Annotated in this window: 15 protein-coding genes; 13 read left to right on the top strand and 2 right to left on the bottom strand. The window is 41.5% G+C overall.

All coding sequences use genetic code 11. The features are described 5' to 3' along the window. Window positions 1-94: 94 nt before the first annotated feature. Window positions 95-2,146, bottom strand: coding sequence for a site-specific recombinase (locus tag IX83_RS04365; protein ID WP_051919273.1), 2,052 nt, complete (start codon window positions 2,144-2,146; stop codon window positions 95-97). 338 nt (window positions 2,147-2,484) lie between these two features. Next, on the bottom strand, window positions 2,485-5,349 hold the full coding sequence (locus tag IX83_RS04360) for a valine--tRNA ligase (RefSeq protein ID WP_038499640.1): 2,865 nt from the start codon (window positions 5,347-5,349) through the stop codon (window positions 2,485-2,487). A 563-nt stretch (window positions 5,350-5,912) separates the two neighbouring features. Here IX83_RS04360 and ndk point away from each other — a divergent pair. The 13 genes from ndk to hflC all read left to right on the top strand — a co-directional run bounded on the left by ndk (window position 5,913) and on the right by hflC (window position 18,219). Continuing rightward, window positions 5,913-6,317: a nucleoside-diphosphate kinase gene (gene ndk / locus IX83_RS04355; protein WP_038499637.1), complete on the top strand. Its 405-nt coding sequence runs from the start codon at window positions 5,913-5,915 to the stop codon at window positions 6,315-6,317. Between the two features lie 8 nt (window positions 6,318-6,325). Next, complete coding sequence (gene rlmN / locus IX83_RS04350) at window positions 6,326-7,474, top strand: 23S rRNA (adenine(2503)-C(2))-methyltransferase RlmN (protein ID WP_038501545.1); 1,149 nt, start codon at window positions 6,326-6,328, stop codon at window positions 7,472-7,474. A gap of 20 nt (window positions 7,475-7,494) precedes the next feature. After that, window positions 7,495-7,974 (top strand): helix-turn-helix domain-containing protein, encoded by a 480-nt coding sequence (locus IX83_RS08575; protein WP_051919271.1) that lies wholly within the window; start codon window positions 7,495-7,497, stop codon window positions 7,972-7,974. Window positions 7,975-8,003: 29 nt separating this feature from the next. Then, window positions 8,004-9,233, top strand: coding sequence for a flavodoxin-dependent (E)-4-hydroxy-3-methylbut-2-enyl-diphosphate synthase (ispG, locus tag IX83_RS04340; RefSeq protein WP_392387057.1), 1,230 nt, complete (start codon window positions 8,004-8,006; stop codon window positions 9,231-9,233). Beyond that, window positions 9,226-10,506: a histidine--tRNA ligase gene (gene hisS, locus IX83_RS04335; protein ID WP_038499634.1), complete on the top strand. Its 1,281-nt coding sequence runs from the start codon at window positions 9,226-9,228 to the stop codon at window positions 10,504-10,506. Before ispG ends, hisS begins: the two co-directional genes overlap by 8 nt. 2 nt (window positions 10,507-10,508) lie before the next feature. Next, complete coding sequence (locus IX83_RS04330; RefSeq protein WP_038499631.1) at window positions 10,509-11,165, top strand: YfgM family protein; 657 nt, start codon at window positions 10,509-10,511, stop codon at window positions 11,163-11,165. 3 nt (window positions 11,166-11,168) lie between these two features. Next, window positions 11,169-12,320 (top strand): outer membrane protein assembly factor BamB, encoded by a 1,152-nt coding sequence (gene bamB / locus IX83_RS04325; RefSeq protein ID WP_038499630.1) that lies wholly within the window; start codon window positions 11,169-11,171, stop codon window positions 12,318-12,320. Window positions 12,321-12,330: 10 nt separating this feature from the next. Beyond that, on the top strand, window positions 12,331-13,707 hold the full coding sequence (der, locus tag IX83_RS04320) for a ribosome biogenesis GTPase Der (RefSeq protein WP_038501539.1): 1,377 nt from the start codon (window positions 12,331-12,333) through the stop codon (window positions 13,705-13,707). Further along, window positions 13,704-14,777 carry a histidinol-phosphate transaminase gene (hisC, locus tag IX83_RS04315; protein ID WP_038499627.1) on the top strand — a complete coding sequence of 358 codons (1,074 nt, stop codon included), beginning with the start codon at window positions 13,704-13,706 and terminating at the stop codon, window positions 14,775-14,777. The genes der and hisC overlap by 4 nt, the downstream gene beginning before the upstream one ends. Before the next feature lie 77 nt (window positions 14,778-14,854). Continuing rightward, window positions 14,855-15,103: an RNA chaperone Hfq gene (gene hfq, locus IX83_RS04310; protein WP_038499624.1), complete on the top strand. Its 249-nt coding sequence runs from the start codon at window positions 14,855-14,857 to the stop codon at window positions 15,101-15,103. 33 nt (window positions 15,104-15,136) lie between these two features. After that, complete coding sequence (hflX, locus tag IX83_RS04305; RefSeq protein WP_038501537.1) at window positions 15,137-16,240, top strand: GTPase HflX; 1,104 nt, start codon at window positions 15,137-15,139, stop codon at window positions 16,238-16,240. Further along, window positions 16,209-17,351, top strand: coding sequence for an FtsH protease activity modulator HflK (gene hflK / locus IX83_RS04300; protein WP_077315848.1), 1,143 nt, complete (start codon window positions 16,209-16,211; stop codon window positions 17,349-17,351). Before hflX ends, hflK begins: the two co-directional genes overlap by 32 nt. Continuing rightward, window positions 17,344-18,219 carry a protease modulator HflC gene (hflC, locus tag IX83_RS04295; RefSeq protein ID WP_038499621.1) on the top strand — a complete coding sequence of 292 codons (876 nt, stop codon included), beginning with the start codon at window positions 17,344-17,346 and terminating at the stop codon, window positions 18,217-18,219. The genes hflK and hflC overlap by 8 nt, the downstream gene beginning before the upstream one ends. Window positions 18,220-18,221: the final 2 nt, after the last annotated feature.

Below are 18,221 nucleotides of genomic sequence, written 5' to 3'. Positions count from 1 at the left end.
TGGTGGAATGGTTTTTTTATTTAATTGAGATAAACCCTTATCCATCTTTAGTTTCACTAAAAGGTGTTTTCTTCTGAGTGGTTAACGAATAAGCTTAATTTTTATTTAAAGGATTATCTGTTTTTATTAAAACCATTTTATGCGGATAGATTAAACTGATAGGGTTGTCAATAATACGTCGAATTACTTCTCGCATTAATCCTTTAATATCACCAATATGAGCATCTCTGGCACGTAATGCCACCACTAATGCTAATGCAAAACTGACCCAGAGATTGACGAGTCCAATCATCAAGACAAAAAGGAGATTGAGTATAAACATTAGGATACTCATGCCTTGACTAGTGGCGGCGTACCCTAGGTTTGCTGATGAAAAAGCTACATGACGAATATCTAAAGGCAATCCGGTGAGATAGCCTATATAACCCGTCATGCCTAGCAATACGCCAAATGAGAAATTTCCAATTAAAGAACCATAATGCTCATGTAAATAATTTCCTAACCATTGACAAATACGATGTCCTAGTAAGCGATTGAGGATTGGATGCTGTTCAATGCGTTTGTTCAGTTCTAAATAATCGGCACGATTATCAAAAAAACCTGTAATAATACCGGAACAAAATAACCATATCGCCGCAATAGCCGCATAAAACAACGCCAAACCCGAAATAGGTTCGTTCATTTGAACTAAATGTTCTGCTGTAGCCTGATCAATCAGGTTTATGCCCTGACTAAAATAAGCAAATCCTAAACTGAGGAAACAGGCTACTAAAATAGCAATACTCACATTACCAATCACAGCAATGCTTTGGGAACGATTTACATCGATCAGTAACTGACTTAAATGCTGGCTAGCAGAACCTGTGGCTGTTTTTTGGACAGCCAATGCCACGCTGGTAGCGGTCATGGCGGGTTGTTTGGTGGCAATAGTGAATCGCAGGATATGCACCAACATAAAGCCCAAACCATAATTTAAAGATACCAGTACAGCAGTCTGAAATTTACTCAATCCTAATCCAGTGATATAAATTTTTAATAATGCCATTAAGGCGATGATTACCCCAGCGCCCGCAGCTGATCGGAACATACGCCAATATTGTGTGCTATCCTGCGTAATGTAATGTTCACCATGATCGCTTTTGTTCTGGGTAATACTTTGTGAAAGCATCCGTGTACTGGTTTTCCAAACTTGTCCCAATGTTTTTTTGTTAGAACTAATACGAATAAATTCATAACTTAAACGTTGAATCATTTGATTACGTTGAACAAAGTTGTCAGTAGTTTGGATATCAAGTAGATCTTTTAAGCGCCATAACGTTTGTTCCAGTCGTTCAAGTAAATAAGATACTTTCATGGATGATCCTGTACCGGCCACAATCCCTCGTTTTTTTAAACGGGTAATTAATTCCTGACTTTGTTCAATCATCACCAAGGCATGACTATTATCATGCAAAGGAACATCAGGATGGATCATGTGTTCATGGAAACTATGTACAAATAACGTGATTTCACGATGCAAAGCGACAAAAGGGGAATCCACATCTTGTAAACAAGCATCTAAACGCAATAAATCTGGATCAAGTTCTTCAGCAGCTATCCAAATAGATAACATTTCCATCGCATAAAGACATTCATTACAAAACTGTAAGGAGGCTACATGTGCATTTTTTTCGTGATCGCCACTACGACTAAGAATGAGATAAAGTCTTGTCCAATCTTTTGCTTGAATTTTATCTAACCAAACCTGATCAATTGTCCAATCAAATGCAATTGACAATACATCTTGCAGGGAGTCAGCAGAACGGGGAGGTGGATTGATTTTTCGGTAAATAATATCCACCATATCTTTAAACAATCCTTCTCGTGAAAATAAGCCCATACTCACAAAGCTAGGATACCAGCGGATTTTAGAGACCCATTCATAAAAAGCAGTGGCTAATTTCTCAGTATCTTCTGTCTGTTGATAAAGTGCTTGAATCAATTCATCAAATGCTTTCTCCGTATGGGTCTGTTTACGAAACCACAGTGTAAAACAACTGAGCTTTTCGACAAAAGGGCGATTTTCTTGAGCCAGTATCTGTACCAATTGCACAGCAGTAGCCTTTCTGATAGATTTTTGAGTACGACGAGATAGTTTAAAAATCATAGTCAACACTTAGCATTAAAAGGGAAAAAGTGTAAAAAAAACCATATTTTACACACGGATATTTAAAATAGATGAAATAAGATCAATACATTCTGTTTTCTTAAACAACGGCGTTGTTCACAACGTGCTGAAATAGCGCTTATAGTCTCGTTCTTGAATGTAAAGCATAAAAGTATATCACTCACGTCAAACTTGGGGCATGCCTATATTCAAGTCTATTAGCCATTCTGAATGTTTGTCAACACGATATACTTGCTAAAGAAACGATCACCTGTCATGGATTTAAGCACGTATTCAGTGACCTTTCCGAATAGACGAAAAGATCACTGAGTTCATCATTAAGCTTGAAGCTTCGTTATCTGTTCTTTGACTTTAGTCAATAATTCACTAAACTGTGTCACGCGTTCTTTTTCTTGTGCCACCACAGCAGCAGGGGCACGCGAGACAAAGTTTTCATTATTTAATTTACCTTGAGCTTTGGCAAGTTCAGTTTCTAAACGTTGTTGCTCTTTGGATAAACGTGCTAATTCGGCTTCTACGTCAATTTCCACACGTAACATCAAATGCGTATTGTCTAAAATCTGAACAGGTGCACCTAAATCAGGTAGCTGATCGACAATTTCAACATCCTCTAGCTTCGCCAATGCTTTCAAATAAGGAGCATGATGTTTCAGCAAATCTGTCTGGCCTTGAGCGATTAAAGGGACACGTTCGGCAGGCGATAGATTCATTTCACCGCGTAAGGCACGAATCGAATCGACTTGGGCCTGTAGCTGTTTCATCTGTTCCATGGACACCGTATCAACATAAGATTCCTGAAGCAAAGGATAAGACTGCGTGCTGATAGTGAGTTCGTCTTCTGCCGTTATCTTACCACTGACTAAGGCCACTTTTTGCCATAATTCCTCGGTAATAAAAGGAATAATGGGGTGTGCTAAACGTAGCAATACCTCTAGTACATCAATCAGTGTACGACGTGTGGCCGCTTGTTCTTGAGGCGTGCTATATTGGATCTGAACTTTCGCTAATTCCACATACCAATCGCAATATTCGTCCCAAATAAAGTGATAGAGGCTATTGGCAATAAAATCAAAACGTAAGTCTTTAAAGGCTTTGTTAATGTCTGCCGTGACTTGTTGTAAACGAGATACCATCCATTTGTCCACAAAAGACGTATGTTCTTTAGCACCCAAACCACCATGAGAAGGAGCAAGGACTTTACCCTCCGTATTCATCAATACAAAGCGGGTTGCGTTCCACAGCTTATTGCAGAAATTACGATAACCGCCACAACGTTTAAGGTCAAAGTTCATGTTGCGTCCCAACGTTGCATAAGCGGATAGGGTAAAGCGTAATGCGTCTGTGCCATACGCTTGAATACCATCGGGAAACTCTTTACGTGTTTGCTTTTCAATCTGGCTAGCTTGTTTAGGATTCATCAATCCTGTTGTACGTTTTTCTAATAAACGGTCTAAATCAATCCCATCGATCAAATCCACGGGATCTAAGGTGTTACCTTTAGATTTTGACATTTTCTGACCATTGGCATCTAAAATTAAGCCATGCACATAGACCTGTTTAAAAGGCACTTGTCCCGTCAAATGCATGCTCATCATGATCATACGAGCGACCCAGAAGAAAATAATATCAAAACCTGTCACTAACACGTTAGAGGGCAGGTAACGCTCATAATCAGGTGTTTTCTCAGGCCAACCCATGGTCGTAAAGGGGACAAGAGCAGATGAGAACCATGTATCCAGAACATCGGGATCGCGTGTTAACGTACCTGTAATCCCTTTGACTTTGGCTTGTTCATAGGCTTGTTCCTCTGAACGGGCTACAATCACATCGCCGTTAGCACTATACCAAGCAGGAATCTGATGTCCCCACCAAAGCTGACGTGAAATACACCAGTCTTGAATATTATCTAACCATTGATGATAGGTATTTGACCAGTTTTCGGGATAAAACTTCACCTGACCATTGTCAACCACTTCCAAAGCCACTTCTGTAATGCTTTTACCGGGATTAAATGTACCCTCAGGAGCAGGTTTACTCATGGCCACAAACCATTGGTCCGTGAGCATGGGTTCAATCACTGAATTCGTGCGATCACCACGAGGCACCATTAATTTGTGAGGTTTAATTTCGCCTAATAAACCTTGATTTTCTAAATCGGCTACCGCTAATTTACGAGCTTCAAAGCGATCTAAACCTTGGTATTTTTCTGGTACTTGATCATTCATTTTGGCATCAAGTGTTAAGACAGAAATCATGGCAAGCTGATGACGTTGTCCGACAGCATAATCGTTAAAATCGTGAGCAGGGGTCACTTTTACCACGCCTGTACCGAATTCTTTATCAACATACTCATCAGCAATAATCGGAATTTCACGACCCACTAAAGGCAGAATAACGGTTTTGCCAATTAAATGAGCATAACGTTCATCTTCTGGGTGAACCATGATAGCCACATCACCAAACATCGTTTCAGGACGTGTGGTGGCAACCGTTAAAAACTTCAAATCACCTGAAGCTTCTTTCAATGGATAGTGAATATGCCACAAAGACCCTTGTTCTTCCTTACTTTCAACTTCTAGATCAGAAACGGCTGTACCTAAAACAGGATCCCAGTTGACTAAACGTTTACCACGATAAATCAATCCTTGTTCATATAAACAAACAAAGGTTTCAATCACCCCTCGTGACATCTGAGGATCCATGGTGAAATATTCACGTGACCAATCCGCTGAAGAGCCTAAACGACGCACCTGAGATGTAATCGTATTACCTGATTGCTCTTTCCATGACCAAACGCGTTCCAAAAACTTTTCTCGCCCTAAATCATGACGTGAAATATGCTGAGCATCTAGCTGACGCTCCACCACGATTTGTGTCGCAATCCCTGCATGGTCTGTACCTGGAACAAAAACCGTATCACAACCCAACATCCGATGATAACGTACCAAACCATCCATAATCGTTTGGTTAAACGCATGACCCATATGTAAAGTACCCGTGACATTAGGAGGCGGGAACTGAATCGTATAAGGCTGACCAGACTCTGGTGCCGTTGTTGTCGTATGCTGACCCGCTTTGAACACACCTAAGGCATTCCAACGCTCATACCAGTTTTTCTCAATACCTGCTGGATCAAAGCTTGGGCTTAATTCATCTAATAATGGAGTTGTTGAATCACTCATTTAGTTTTTGTCCATAAAAATTAAATAACCCTATATTTTAATATATTGTGAGGGTGTTAGGGCAGAAAAGAGCTGTTGGCGGATTCTTAGTGAAGAAAGCGGTGAGAGGGGATGATGAGAGGAGATGACTTAAAGAAAGTGGCGGAAGAAAGTGATGACAAGGGTTTGTCTTAATAAACGTGACAAGAGGGAGTGATGGAGAGGGATATCTTAAAGAAAGCGATAGGAGAAAGTGAAGAGAGAGGGATTATCTTACGAACATGGTAGGAATAAGTGGTGAGAGAGGCTTGTCTGAAAGAAAAGACAAGGGAAGTGAACAGAGGGGGGACTTAAAGAAAAAGGCGTAGTTTAGGGAAAAGAGGGTTGTTAAAAGTCTTTATTCTGATGCTGCACATTAAATTAATGAATATTGATATGGCACCGATCGACGCGTTAAACGCCTTTGCTTTGATGTCGCACATCAAATTCCTGTTTACATGATAAAATATAAAGTTTATCTTGGGTATCATAAACGATTGGTACCATTTTGTTTTTAATTTTTATTTAAATATCTGGAGTTTACGATGGCTATTGAGCGTACGTTATCTATTATCAAACCTGATGCAGTGAAGAAAAATGTAATCGGTGAAATCATTTCTCGTTTTGAAAAGAACGGTCTTAAAGTGGTTGAAGCGAAAATGAAACACTTAACTCGTGCTGAAGCTGAAGGCTTTTACGCGGTTCACAAAGAACGTCCATTCTTTAATGACCTAGTTGAGTTCATGATCTCTGGCCCTGTATTCATCCAAGTATTAGAGGGTGAAGATGCGATCGCTAAAAACCGTGAATTAATGGGCGCTACGGATCCTAAGAAAGCGGCTCCTGGTACCATTCGTGCTGATTTCGCTGAAAGCATCGATGCTAATGCCGTACACGGTTCTGATGCACCAGAAACAGCAAAAGTAGAAATTGCTTACTTCTTTGGTTAATCATGACAATACGTACGAATGGCAAAATTAATTTATTAGGCATGGATGCTGCGGCATTACGTGATTTGGTCACCTCTTGGGGTGATAAGCCATTTCGTGCAACGCAACTTCCTCGCTGGATACATCAGCGGGGAGTTGATTCTTTTGATCAAATGAGTGATTTGGCTAAAACTTTTCGCCAAAGACTCATTGATGAATGCGATATACAAGCCCCCTCCATTATCTTAGAAAAAGTCGCTTCTGATGGTACACGCAAGTGGCTGTTTGATATGGGGCAGCATAATGCGATTGAAACGGTTTTTATTCCAGAAGATGACCGTGGAACACTTTGTATTAGTAGTCAAGTCGGCTGTACAGTGGCTTGTCGTTTCTGTTCTACAGGGCATCAAGGGTTTAGTCGAAATTTAACTTCAGCTGAGATTATCGGCCAATTATGGGTCGCACGTCGTGAGTTGATGAAAGATTTAGCATCGGCACGTACAGGTGATGGTGCGATTAATGAAAACGAGCATATTATCTCTAACGTTGTCATGATGGGGATGGGCGAGCCTTTGCTGAATTATGACCAGCTATTACCCGCCTTACGCTTGATGTTAGATAATCATGCTTATAATTTATCGCGTCGTCGTGTTACCGTTTCTACTTCAGGTGTAGTGCCTTTAATGGACCGTCTATCACAAGACTGTCCTGTCGCATTAGCGGTATCATTGCACGCACCCAATGATGCGTTAAGGGATAAACTTATCCCGTTAAATAAGAAGTTTCCTTTGAAAGAGTTGATCGCAGCCTGTAATCGTTACTTGGAATTTGCACCACGTGATTTTATTACCTTTGAATACATTATGTTGGATGGGGTGAATGACCAAGACGAACACGCAAAGGAATTAATTCAAATTGCTAAACAAGTGAATTGTAAATTAAATCTGATTCCGTTTAATCCTTTTCCAGAATCAGGTTTACAGCGTTCTCCACGTGACAGCGTGACTCGTTTTGCCAAACGTTTGCAAGATGCGGGTATTGTCACGACAGTGAGAAAAACAAGAGGGGATGATATTGATGCCGCCTGTGGCCAATTAGCGGGCGATGTCAAAGATCGCACAAAAATCTCCGAGCGTATGTTACGCTTAAAACACATTCCCATTAAGGAAATTTTGTAATCTCTGAAAGGGTAGTTTTTATGAGTGATTCTCTATTGCATACAGACGAAAATTCGAGTGGACAAGATCCTCAGTCATTAGGCTTGTATCTATCATTTCATCGAGAACAAAAAGGGTTGACGATTGAAGAGATTTCTCAAGATATCAAGTTTTTACCCTCAACCATCGAACTACTTGAAAAAGAACAATGGGATAAGTTGCCAAAAGATTTTATTTTAAGAGGTCTCATTAAAAAATACTGCAAAAGAGTGGGGGTGTCGGCTGATCGTGCGTTGGCGATGTTACCTAAACAAGAAAAATACACGCTATTCAATAAAACAGTCTATGTGAACGAGCATGCTCCCAGTATTGAAGAACCGCATGGTGAAATGCATTCAGGCAATTTTTCATGGTTATTTTTAATCATCATTATTGCAGTTATTATTGTGTTAATGATTAGTTTAGCGACGGGCACCTCTGTCATCGAATTTGTAAAAGGTTGGTTAGGAACAAAACAGTGAATCAAGAAAATAGACCTTGTGTGAAAGGCATTACCCAGCGACATCGCACGCATACCGTAGATATTTCTTGGGGCGATCATCATGTGTATATCGGTGGTCATCACCCCGTCGTTGTCCAATCGATGACGAATACGGATACCGCAGACGCGATTGCCACAGCCATTCAGGTCAAAGAACTCACGCAAGCAGGATCGGAGTTGGTGCGTATTACGGTCAACTCGCCAGAGGCCGCTGCAGCCGTTCCTGAGATTCGTGAACAGCTGGATAAAATGGGGATTCACACACCATTAGTAGGTGATTTTCACTTTAATGGACATAAGTTATTACTGCAGTATCCCGATTGTGCCAAAGCCTTGTCTAAGTATCGTATTAATCCTGGTAATGTAGGCGGCGGTAAACGTCGTGAAGATAATTTTGCACAGATGATTGAAGTGGCTTGCCAACACGATAAACCCGTGCGTATTGGCGTGAACTGGGGAAGTTTGGATCATGATTTGATGGCCAAAATGATGGATGAAAATCGTGCTCGTGCCGAACCATGGTCATCTGATGAATTAATGCGTGCGGCCTTGGTTCGTTCGGCTTTGGAAAATGCCCAGCGAGCCATCGCTTTAGGCTTGCCCGAAAATAGAATTGTTATTTCCTGTAAAGTCAGTATGGTACAGGATTTGATTGCTGTTTACCGTGAGTTGGCAGCGACCTCTCATTTTGCTTTGCACCTTGGTTTAACGGAAGCAGGGATGGGAAGTAAAGGTATCGTGGCTTCGACGGCCGCTTTGAGCGTATTGTTACAAGAGGGGATTGGCGATACGATTCGTATTTCTTTAACGCCAGAACCGGGAGGCAGTCGTAGTAAAGAGGTCATCGTTGCCCAAGAAATCCTACAAGCCTTGGAATTACGTGCCTTTACGCCGACGGTGATTTCTTGTCCCGGTTGTGGTCGCACCAGTAGTACGTTTTTCCAAGAGTTAGCCGATGATATTCAATCATGGTTACGCGATCAAATGCCCATATGGCGTCAACAATATTCAGGTGTTGAGGATATGAAAGTCGCAGTGATGGGCTGTGTTGTAAATGGACCTGGTGAAAGTCGTCATGCAAACATTGGTATTAGCTTGCCAGGTACAGGTGAAGTGCCATCAGCCCCTGTTTTTGTGGATGGCGAAAGAACGGTTACGTTAAAAGGTGAGACGATTGCCAAAGATTTTCAGGCGATTGTGCAGCAGTATGTAAAAGAGCGTTATAAAAAACATGAGTAAAGAGAAGATTAAAGCATTGCGAGGCATGAATGATATTCTGCCTAGCGACAGTCCTAAATGGCAAAAATTAGAACGTACGATTACGTCTTTAATGGCTTTATACGGTTTTGAGAATATCCGTACACCGATTATGGAAGAGACAAAACTTTTCGCACGGGGTATTGGAGATGTGACGGATATTGTTGAGAAAGAAATGTATTCGTTCAGCATGAAACCGAATCCAACGATTGACGATATGATGACCTTACGTCCAGAATTTACCGCAGGGATTGTCAGAGCGGTGATTGAGCATAATTTGGTCTATGATCGTCCTCAGAAATTATTTTCATTTGGCCCCGTTTTTCGTCATGAACGTCCCCAAAAAGGTCGTTATCGCCAGTTTCACCAGCTTTCTGTAGAGGCTTTAGGATTTACTGGTCCAGATATTGATGCAGAACTGATTGCCTTGTTAAATCGTCTTTGGCAAACACTAGGCTTAACGGATATTCGCCTAGAATTGAACTCATTGGGGAATATTCAAGAACGTTTGGCACATCGACAAGTATTAATCGAGTATTTGGAAAAGTACAAAGATAGTTTGGATGAAGATGGCTTACGTCGTATGTACACCAATCCGCTTAGGGTCTTAGATACGAAAAACCCCACCATGCAGGATATGGCTAATGCGGCACCTAAATTATTTGATTTTTTAGGTACGGAATCTCGCCAACATTATGATGAACTCTGCGAACGATTGGATCAAATAGGCATTCCCTATACGCTCAATACTCGTTTAGTAAGAGGGTTGGATTATTACAATTTAACTGTATTTGAGTGGGTCACCGATAAATTAGGTGCTCAAGGAACGGTCTGCGGTGGCGGTCGTTACGATGGTTTGGTTGAAATGTTAGGTGGTAAACCCACGCCTGCTGTGGGCTTTGGGCTTGGCATTGAACGTTTATTAGAACTGATGGAGCTAAACGAGTCGTCCGAAAAAACAGTGACTTGTGATATTTATGTGATTCACCAAGGAAAACAAGCCAGTCTCAAAGCATTTGAAATCGGTGAGTTATGTCGTTCTCATGGTTATCATACTCAAGTTCATGCAGGCAGTACGGGCTTCAAATCACAATTTAAACGTGCCGACAATAGTGGTGCTACCTTAGCGTTGATTTTGGGCGATAATGAAATCGAGACAGGCACTATTGGTATCAAAGCATTGAGAAATAGTGAGCTGAATCAGCAAAATATCCCACAATCCGAACTTATCAATCAACTTAAAAGGATGTTATAAAAATGGCCTTTAACTTAGAAGAACAAGAGAAGATCTCCGCCATCAAAGCATGGTGGGACAAATGGAGTAACTTGATTACTATCGCTGTCGTGCTAGTGGTGGTCGCATTTTTTGCCCATACAGGATGGAAATGGTACCAAGCACAGCATGCTGAAAATGCTTTGGCTTATTACGATGAGATCGTCAATGCATCAGGCGATATATCTGAGGAAAATACGGCTCGCATTAAAGTGTCGATCGATAAGTTGCGCGAATCGTATTCAAGCACCGCTTACGCCAGTCGTGCGATCATGATTGCTTCTGATTATTTTTATAAGGCCAATCGTTTGGATTTGGCAAAAGACAACCTTTCATGGTTGATTGCCCAAACATCAGAGTTTCCAGAATTTACGGATATTGCTCGTTTAAGATTATCAACCATTCAGATTGAGCAGGGTGAGTATGAGGCAGCCCAAAACAACCTAAATGCCATTAAAGATGAAAAAGCCCAAGCGATGGTTAAGGATAAATTAGCTGATTTGGCTTTTGCCCAAGGTGAGGTTCAAAAAGCCGTGGATATGTGGCGTTCTATCATTCAGGATGAGCATTTGACCCTTAGCCCTGGATTTAGAAATTACATTGTATTTAAGATTAGTACATTGGGAAAATCAAAGGAGTAAGGTATGAAAATAAGAAGAACAGCTATCGTCAGCTTGATACTGGCTAGCACTCTAGGTTTGTCAGCATGCGGTATTTTTGAAAATGAAACAGGCTTTGAGCCCGTGTCATTACCATCTTATCAAGCAACGATTCAGCCTAAAATTGTTTGGTCCACTTCTATTGGTTCGGGGTCAGATTATGGTTTTGCACCTGCCATCGTGGGTGACGACGTTTATGCGGCCACACCTGATGGAAACATTGCAAAAGTTAGATTGGATAATGGGACGATCGTATGGCGTGCCAAAGAAAAGCGTAAGATTATCGGGGGTGTCGCCACAGATGGACAGGTCGCGGTTTACACAACCGATGATGGAAACGTTCATGCACTAGATGCCCAAAGTGGTGAGCATCTTTGGTCCAAAACATTAAGTACCAACAGTTCTGTACCTGCTGTGGTGGCTGGTGGTAAAGTAGTGGTGCGTTCAGATGATTATCGTTTACAAGCTTTTGATGAGCATACTGGCGAATTACAATGGGTGTATGCACGCACACAGCCACGTTTAATGGTAAAAGCCAATAGTCGCATGTTAGTGCAAGGTGACACGATTTTAGTTGGCTTACCTGCAGGACGATTGGTTTCCATTAACTTAGCGAATGGTCAGCCAAACTGGGATGTTTACGTGGCACCTGCATTAGGTAATACCGAAGTGGAATCCATTACCTCTGTTGTTGGCTTGCCTGCTGTGTCAGGAAATACCTATTGTGTGGCCTCATACCAAAGTCAGTTAAGTTGTTTAATCGCCGCGAATCAAAATATCTCCAAGATTTGGGACAAAAATTTCTCTAGCTATGTCGGTCCTGCAATCGATGGACATAACCTTTATGCGATTAACCAACATGCTTTGATCGTTAAGGCAGATATCCATACAGGCGAATTTGCATGGACCAATGATGCACTTAAAAATCGTTTCTTAACCACTCCCACGAAGTATCATCAAGCCATTGTGGTAGGGGATTACGAGGGTTATGTGCATTTTGTTGACGAACAAACGGGACAGTTAGTGGGTCGTATTTCTTCGGGTAACAGTACTCGAATTTATGCACCGTTGATGACTACGTCTTATGGCGTATTAGTCCAAAACGGTTCTGGTAAACTGGTAATGATTAGTGATTAATGTGAGTAATATAACTTTTAAGCCTGTTGTCGCTTTGGTAGGGCGCCCCAATGTCGGAAAATCAACCTTGTTTAATCGTTTAACACGTTCAAGGGATGCCATTGTTGCTAACTTTTCTGGCCTAACACGCGATCGTCACTATGGCGAGGGGCGTGTGTCTAATATTCCGTTTTTGGTGATTGATACAGGCGGTTTTGAGCCAGTTGCCAAAGAGGGAATCTTATTAGAGATGGCGAAACAAACCGAGCAAGCCGTCATGGAATCTGATATCGTGGTGTTTTTGGTGGATGCACGAGCTGGCGTTAATGCCCATGATCACGAGATTGCTCAACGTCTTCGTCGTACAGGTCGTCAGATTATTTTGGCCGTCAATAAAGCAGAAGGTATGACGCATACCAAGGCGATGGCAGAGTTTTATGAATTGGGCTTAGGACAGCCGATTCCCATTTCTGCGGCACATGGCGATGGTGTGGTGGATATGATCCAGCATGCTTTAGAAAAGATAGTGGCACAAAAAGCCGATACCTTTGTTTCAGAACCTGAATCTGACGCTGATACAGAAGAGGGGGAACATCAGCATCGCTTAAAATTAGCGATTGTGGGTCGCCCCAATGTCGGTAAATCAACGATGATCAATGCGATTCTTGGCGAAGAACGAGTTATTGCCTTTGATATGCCCGGAACGACGCGAGATGCGATTTCGATCGACTTTGATCGAGGCGATCAGAAATACACGCTAATCGATACGGCAGGGTTACGCAAACGTGGCAAGGTATTTGAGACGATAGAAAAGTTTTCAGTCATCAAAACCTTACAAGCGATCGAGGCTTCTAATGTCGTGGTATTGGTGTTGGATGCTCAGTCTGATATTACCGAACAAGATGCACATATCGCTGGATTTATTGTAGAAAGTGGACGTTCTTTGGTGGTGGCCATCAACAAATGGGACGGGCTGGAAGAAGATAGAAAAGAATGGATTAAACGCGAATTTAATCGCAAGTTAAGATTCTTATCGTTTGCCAATATGCACACGACATCTGCTTTGAAAGGGTTTGGTATCAAGGCCTTGCTCAAGTCTGTTCAACAAGCTCATCAAGCTGCCTTTAAGAAACTATCTACGTCTAAATTAACGCAAGTGATTCGAGATGCTAGTAGTGAACAGCCGCCTCCTCGAAAAGGCATCTTTAGACCCAAGTTACGTTATGCTCACCAAGGCGGTCAAAATCCTCCTATTGTGGTGATTCACGGTAACGCTTTGGATAGTATTTCAGATTCTTACAAACGCTTTTTGGAATCTCGTATTCGTGAGGTCTTTAAGCTAGAGGGAACGCCGTTAAGAATTGAATTCAAATCATCCAATAATCCTTATGTTCAGGACGATAAATGAGTAAATGGTGGAGTGACCACATTGCGGCATTACAGCCCTATGTGCCAGGCGAACAGCCTAAAACAGGTTCTTATATTAGATTAAATACGAATGAGGCGTGTTATCCGCCATCTCCGAAAGTACTGGAAGCGATAGCGTCTGGAATAGGGGAAAAGCTAAGGTTTTATCCTAACATCGAGTCTGATGCGGTTAGAAAAGCTGCAGCGGATTTTTATGGCATTCAAGATAGCCAAGTGATCGTTAGTAATGGTTCAGATGATACCTTATCCTTAATTTTTCAAGCTTATTTTAAACATGGCCAAAAAAAGGTATTAACCCCTGAGATTTCGTATAGTTTTTATCCTGTTTATGCCAATCTTTATGGTATCGATTTAGCGTATGTGCCATTGCGAGATGATTTTTCTTTGGATTTAACGCCCTATATTCAAGCCAACCCCAATGACTATGCAGGGATTATCATTGCCAATCCGAACGCCCCGACAAGCTTGGCGATTAGCTTAGAAGAGATTGAGCGTTTATTAAAGGCCCAACCTGATCTACCTGTCGTTATCGATGAGGCGTATGTTGATTTTGGTGCACAATCAAGTGTTTCTCTAATACAACAGTATCCTAATTTAATTGTCGTTCAGACTTTATCAAAGTCTCGAGCCTTAGCGGGTATGCGAGTAGGCTTTGCTTTTGCCCAAGAAAACACCTTGGAAGCGATGTATCGTCTTAAAAACAGTACAAATTCTTTTCCCGTCGATACATTGGCACAATTAGCCGCCGTGGCCGCATGGGAAGATGTGACGTATTTTCAAGAAACCACGTGTCAAGTGCAGGAAAATCGCGATTTTTTAACGCAAGAGATGAAAGGGTTAGGATTTAAGGTGCTTGATTCTAAAGCAAATTTTATATTTGCCACCCATCCTGATTATCCCGCTGCTTTATTACAGGAAAAGTTGAAAGAACAATTTATTTTGGTTCGATACTTTAATCGACCCAAGATCGATCGTTATCTAAGAATTACGATTGGAACTCGTTTTGAGTGTGAAACATTGATTCAAGCATTGAATAATATCTTAAAGTGATTTAACATTACAATGCTAGTAAATAGTATAACTATTATTAGTTTTAACAAAAACTCACTAGAATAGGAGTCAGTATAATGAGTAACAAAGGACAGACATTACAAGATCCTTTTTTAAACGCACTTAGAAAAGAACATGTGCCTATTTCCATTTATTTGGTAAATGGCATTAAACTACAAGGACAGATTGAGTCTTTTGACCAGTATGTTATTTTGTTGCGTAACACCGTGACCCAGATGGTTTATAAACACGCTATTTCAACGGTGGTGCCTGCAAGAGCCGTTAGTTTCAATAATGCACCCGCTAATGAAAGTGCAGAGGGATAATTTCCTACATCCTAATGTATTTTTGTTTATATGATGCGAGCATATATTATCAGTGTTAATTTTGGTGACCCTGATTACCAAGCACACGCTGATGAGTTTATGATGCTAGCGAAAGGGGCTGGAGCTGAGGTTGTCGGATATTTAGAAGCAAAGAGAGATAAACCTGATTCGGCCCTGTTTATTGGTTCGGGTAAGGCAGAAGAAGCACTTGCCCAGATGTCTGCTGTTCAGGCAGATATTGTTTTGTTCGATCAGATACTGACTCCCGCCCAACAAAGAAACCTCGAGCGTTTATTTAAAATCCGAGTCATTGACCGAGTGGCTTTGATCTTAGATATTTTTGCCTTAAGAGCAAGAAGTTATGAGGGTAAACTTCAGGTGGAACTCGCCCAATTACAACGTCTGGTGACACGTTTGACCCGATTATGGACACATTTGGAACGTCAACGTGGGGGAATTGGTATGCGAGGCCCGGGTGAATCGCAGCTCGAGATGGATAAACGGATGATTGGTGCGAAAGTCAAAACCCTTAAAGAACGTCTCGATAAGGTGGAACGACAACGCCATACACAAAGACGATCTCGTTATCGCAGTAATATCCTGACCGTTTCGATAGTTGGGTACACCAATGCAGGTAAATCGACTTTATTTAACGCCCTCACGAAAGCAGATACCTACGCTGCCGATCAATTATTTGCCACATTAGATACGACCACTCGCAAACTATGGATTCAAGAGTGCGGGAATGTCATTATTTCCGATACAGTAGGATTTATTCGTGATTTGCCAACGACTTTGATTGCGGCCTTTAAAGCAACCTTAGAGGAAACGGTGGAGGCCGATTTACTTTTGCACGTAGTTGATGCCAGTAGTGAGCAAAGAGATGAGCAGATACGTTCTGTTCATCAAGTTTTAGAGGAAATTGGTGCTAATGAAATTCCTGCTATTCTCGTGTACAATAAGATAGATCAAGCGGGCCTAGAACCTAAGGTCATACTTGATGAAGAGGGGATGCCTAAAAAAGTTTTTGTAAGTGCTTTGGAGACAAAAGGCTTGAGCGAACTTAGGCATGCGATTGCTGAATATGCACGAAAATTAGGAAAATATGAACAATACACCATTAAAGAATATGAATGATAACGGTTGGGGAAAAGATCCTCACTCATCATCACCACCTGATCTGGATAAGATAATTACCGATTTTTTCTCCAAACTTAAAAAACACCTTTTTTCAGATAATGGTTCTTCGGATCCTTCGTCTGGTCGCCATTTTTCATGGTCTGGTTTTTTAACCATACTCGGTTTAATCATCGTTATTTGGTTAGCCTCAGGTTTTTACATCGTAAAAGAGGGGAATGTGGCGGTCGTTACGCAGTTTGGTAAATACGATAAAACCGTTTTGCCTGGTATCCAATGGCATATTCCGTATCCTATTCAGTCTGCCACAAAAGTCGATATTGCTAAGGTGCGTTCTTTTAATGTGGGCTATCGCGAAAACACGAAAAACAAGGTGCTACCCGAAGCCTTGATGCTCACAGAAGATGAGAACATCGTGGATATACAGTTTGATGTGCAGTATCGTTTAAAACCTGAATTTGGTTTTTCTGATGGTAGTTTTTCTTCTGCTGCTCAATATCTATTCTCGGCCAAAGATCCTGATGATGCCGTTCGTCAAGCAGCTGAAAGTGCGATGAGAGAAGTCGTTGGTAAACAATCCATGAACAAAATCCTTTATCAGTCACGTGTTGAAGCGGCTGAACAGGTGAAGAAGTTAATGCAACAAATTCTAGATCGTTATAAAGTCGGCGTGGATATTACCAGTGTCGCGATTCAGAACGTACAGCCACCAGAACAGGTTCAAGCTGCTTTTGAAGATGCGATTAAAGCAGGACAAGATAATGAGAAACAGAAAAACGAAGGGAATGCGTATGCCTCTAAAGTCATTCCTGAAGCTCAAGGTCAAGCTGCTCGCATGGTTCAAAGTGCCGAGGGTTATGCGGCTACGGTAGTGGGTGCGGCGAAAGGGGAAGCTTCTCGTTATTCACAAATCGTCGCTGAGTACCAAAAAGCCCCTCAAGTAACGCGTGATCGTTTGTATATCTCCACTATGCAAGAAATCTATGCACGCACACCAAAAGTTATGCTGGATACACGTAACAAAAATAATATCTTATATTTGCCTGGTAGCACGCCTCAAGCGATAAATCCAGCCACCACCCAAACCTCAGTAGGAGCCAACCATGAATAAAAAATTACTGGCTTTGTTACTATTAATAATCGTAGCGGTATTTGTGATGGTGAGTTGCTTATTTACCGTGCCTGAAACGCGTTATGCCTTAGTGTTTAAATTTGGTCAATGGCAACGAACGGTAAGTGAACCGGGCTTGCATTGGAAGTTGCCGACACCATTTGAGAATGTGGTTTATTTGGATAGACGTATCCAGACGATTGAATCACGCGATACAGAACGTATTCAGACATCTGAGAAAAAGAATTTGATTATTGATTCTTACATTAAATGGCGTATTGTTGATCCGCTTAAATACTACACTTCATTCGGTTCAAGTGATTATTCGGCCCAAAGTCGCCTCGGTGCTTTGATTCGTGATGCCTTGAACGCGTCAGTGAACACAAGAACGGTTAGAGCTGTTATTGCCCAAGAACGTGATGTGGTGATGGCAGAGATTCTTAAAACCATGGAAGAAAGAGCAAGACCTTTTGGTATCCAAGTGGTGGATGTACGTCTTAAACGTATTGAATTCTCTGCAGAGGTATCTGATTCTGTTTATGCTCGTATGCGTGCAGAACGTAAGCAAGAAGCCAATAATCTGCGTGCGACTGGTTATGCTGAAAGTGAGAAAATTCGTGCTGAAGCCGATCGTAAAGTTCAGGAAATTTTGGCTGAAGCTACCGCAAAATCTCAAGAAATTCGCGGTCAAGGTGATGCTACCGCCGCATCGATTTATGCAAACGCTTATAATAAAGACCTTGAGTTCTTCAAGTTATATCGCAGTTTAGAAGCCTATAAAGAGAGCTTTAAACAGCCTAATGATATGATTGTGGTGGATCCTGAATCTGAATTTTTTAACTTTTTTCACCAATCACAGAGTAAATAAGG

The sequence above is a fragment of the Basilea psittacipulmonis DSM 24701 genome (genome assembly GCF_000743945.1).
In the GTDB taxonomy this organism is placed as follows: Bacteria; Pseudomonadota; Gammaproteobacteria; order Burkholderiales; family Burkholderiaceae_B; genus Basilea; species Basilea psittacipulmonis.
Note: the sequence above shows the minus strand (reverse complement) of the source record. Positions and strands in the feature narration are given on the sequence as shown.

What these genes read in the sequence shown, in the direction of transcription:
- IX83_RS04365 (WP_051919273.1), bottom strand. Translation starts at nt 2,146, where the DNA reads ATGATTTTTAAACTATCTCGTCGTACTCAAAAATCTATCAGAAAGGCT.
- IX83_RS04360 (WP_038499640.1), bottom strand. Translation starts at nt 5,349, where the DNA reads ATGAGTGATTCAACAACTCCATTATTAGATGAATTAAGCCCAAGCTTT.
- ndk (WP_038499637.1), top strand. Translation starts at nt 5,913, where the DNA reads ATGGCTATTGAGCGTACGTTATCTATTATCAAACCTGATGCAGTGAAG.
- IX83_RS08575 (WP_051919271.1), top strand. Translation starts at nt 7,495, where the DNA reads ATGAGTGATTCTCTATTGCATACAGACGAAAATTCGAGTGGACAAGAT.
- hisS (WP_038499634.1), top strand. Translation starts at nt 9,226, where the DNA reads ATGAGTAAAGAGAAGATTAAAGCATTGCGAGGCATGAATGATATTCTG.
- IX83_RS04330 (WP_038499631.1), top strand. Translation starts at nt 10,509, where the DNA reads ATGGCCTTTAACTTAGAAGAACAAGAGAAGATCTCCGCCATCAAAGCA.
- bamB (WP_038499630.1), top strand. Translation starts at nt 11,169, where the DNA reads ATGAAAATAAGAAGAACAGCTATCGTCAGCTTGATACTGGCTAGCACT.
- hisC (WP_038499627.1), top strand. Translation starts at nt 13,704, where the DNA reads ATGAGTAAATGGTGGAGTGACCACATTGCGGCATTACAGCCCTATGTG.
- hfq (WP_038499624.1), top strand. Translation starts at nt 14,855, where the DNA reads ATGAGTAACAAAGGACAGACATTACAAGATCCTTTTTTAAACGCACTT.
- hflX (WP_038501537.1), top strand. Translation starts at nt 15,137, where the DNA reads ATGCGAGCATATATTATCAGTGTTAATTTTGGTGACCCTGATTACCAA.
- hflK (WP_077315848.1), top strand. Translation starts at nt 16,209, where the DNA reads ATGAACAATACACCATTAAAGAATATGAATGATAACGGTTGGGGAAAA.
- hflC (WP_038499621.1), top strand. Translation starts at nt 17,344, where the DNA reads ATGAATAAAAAATTACTGGCTTTGTTACTATTAATAATCGTAGCGGTA.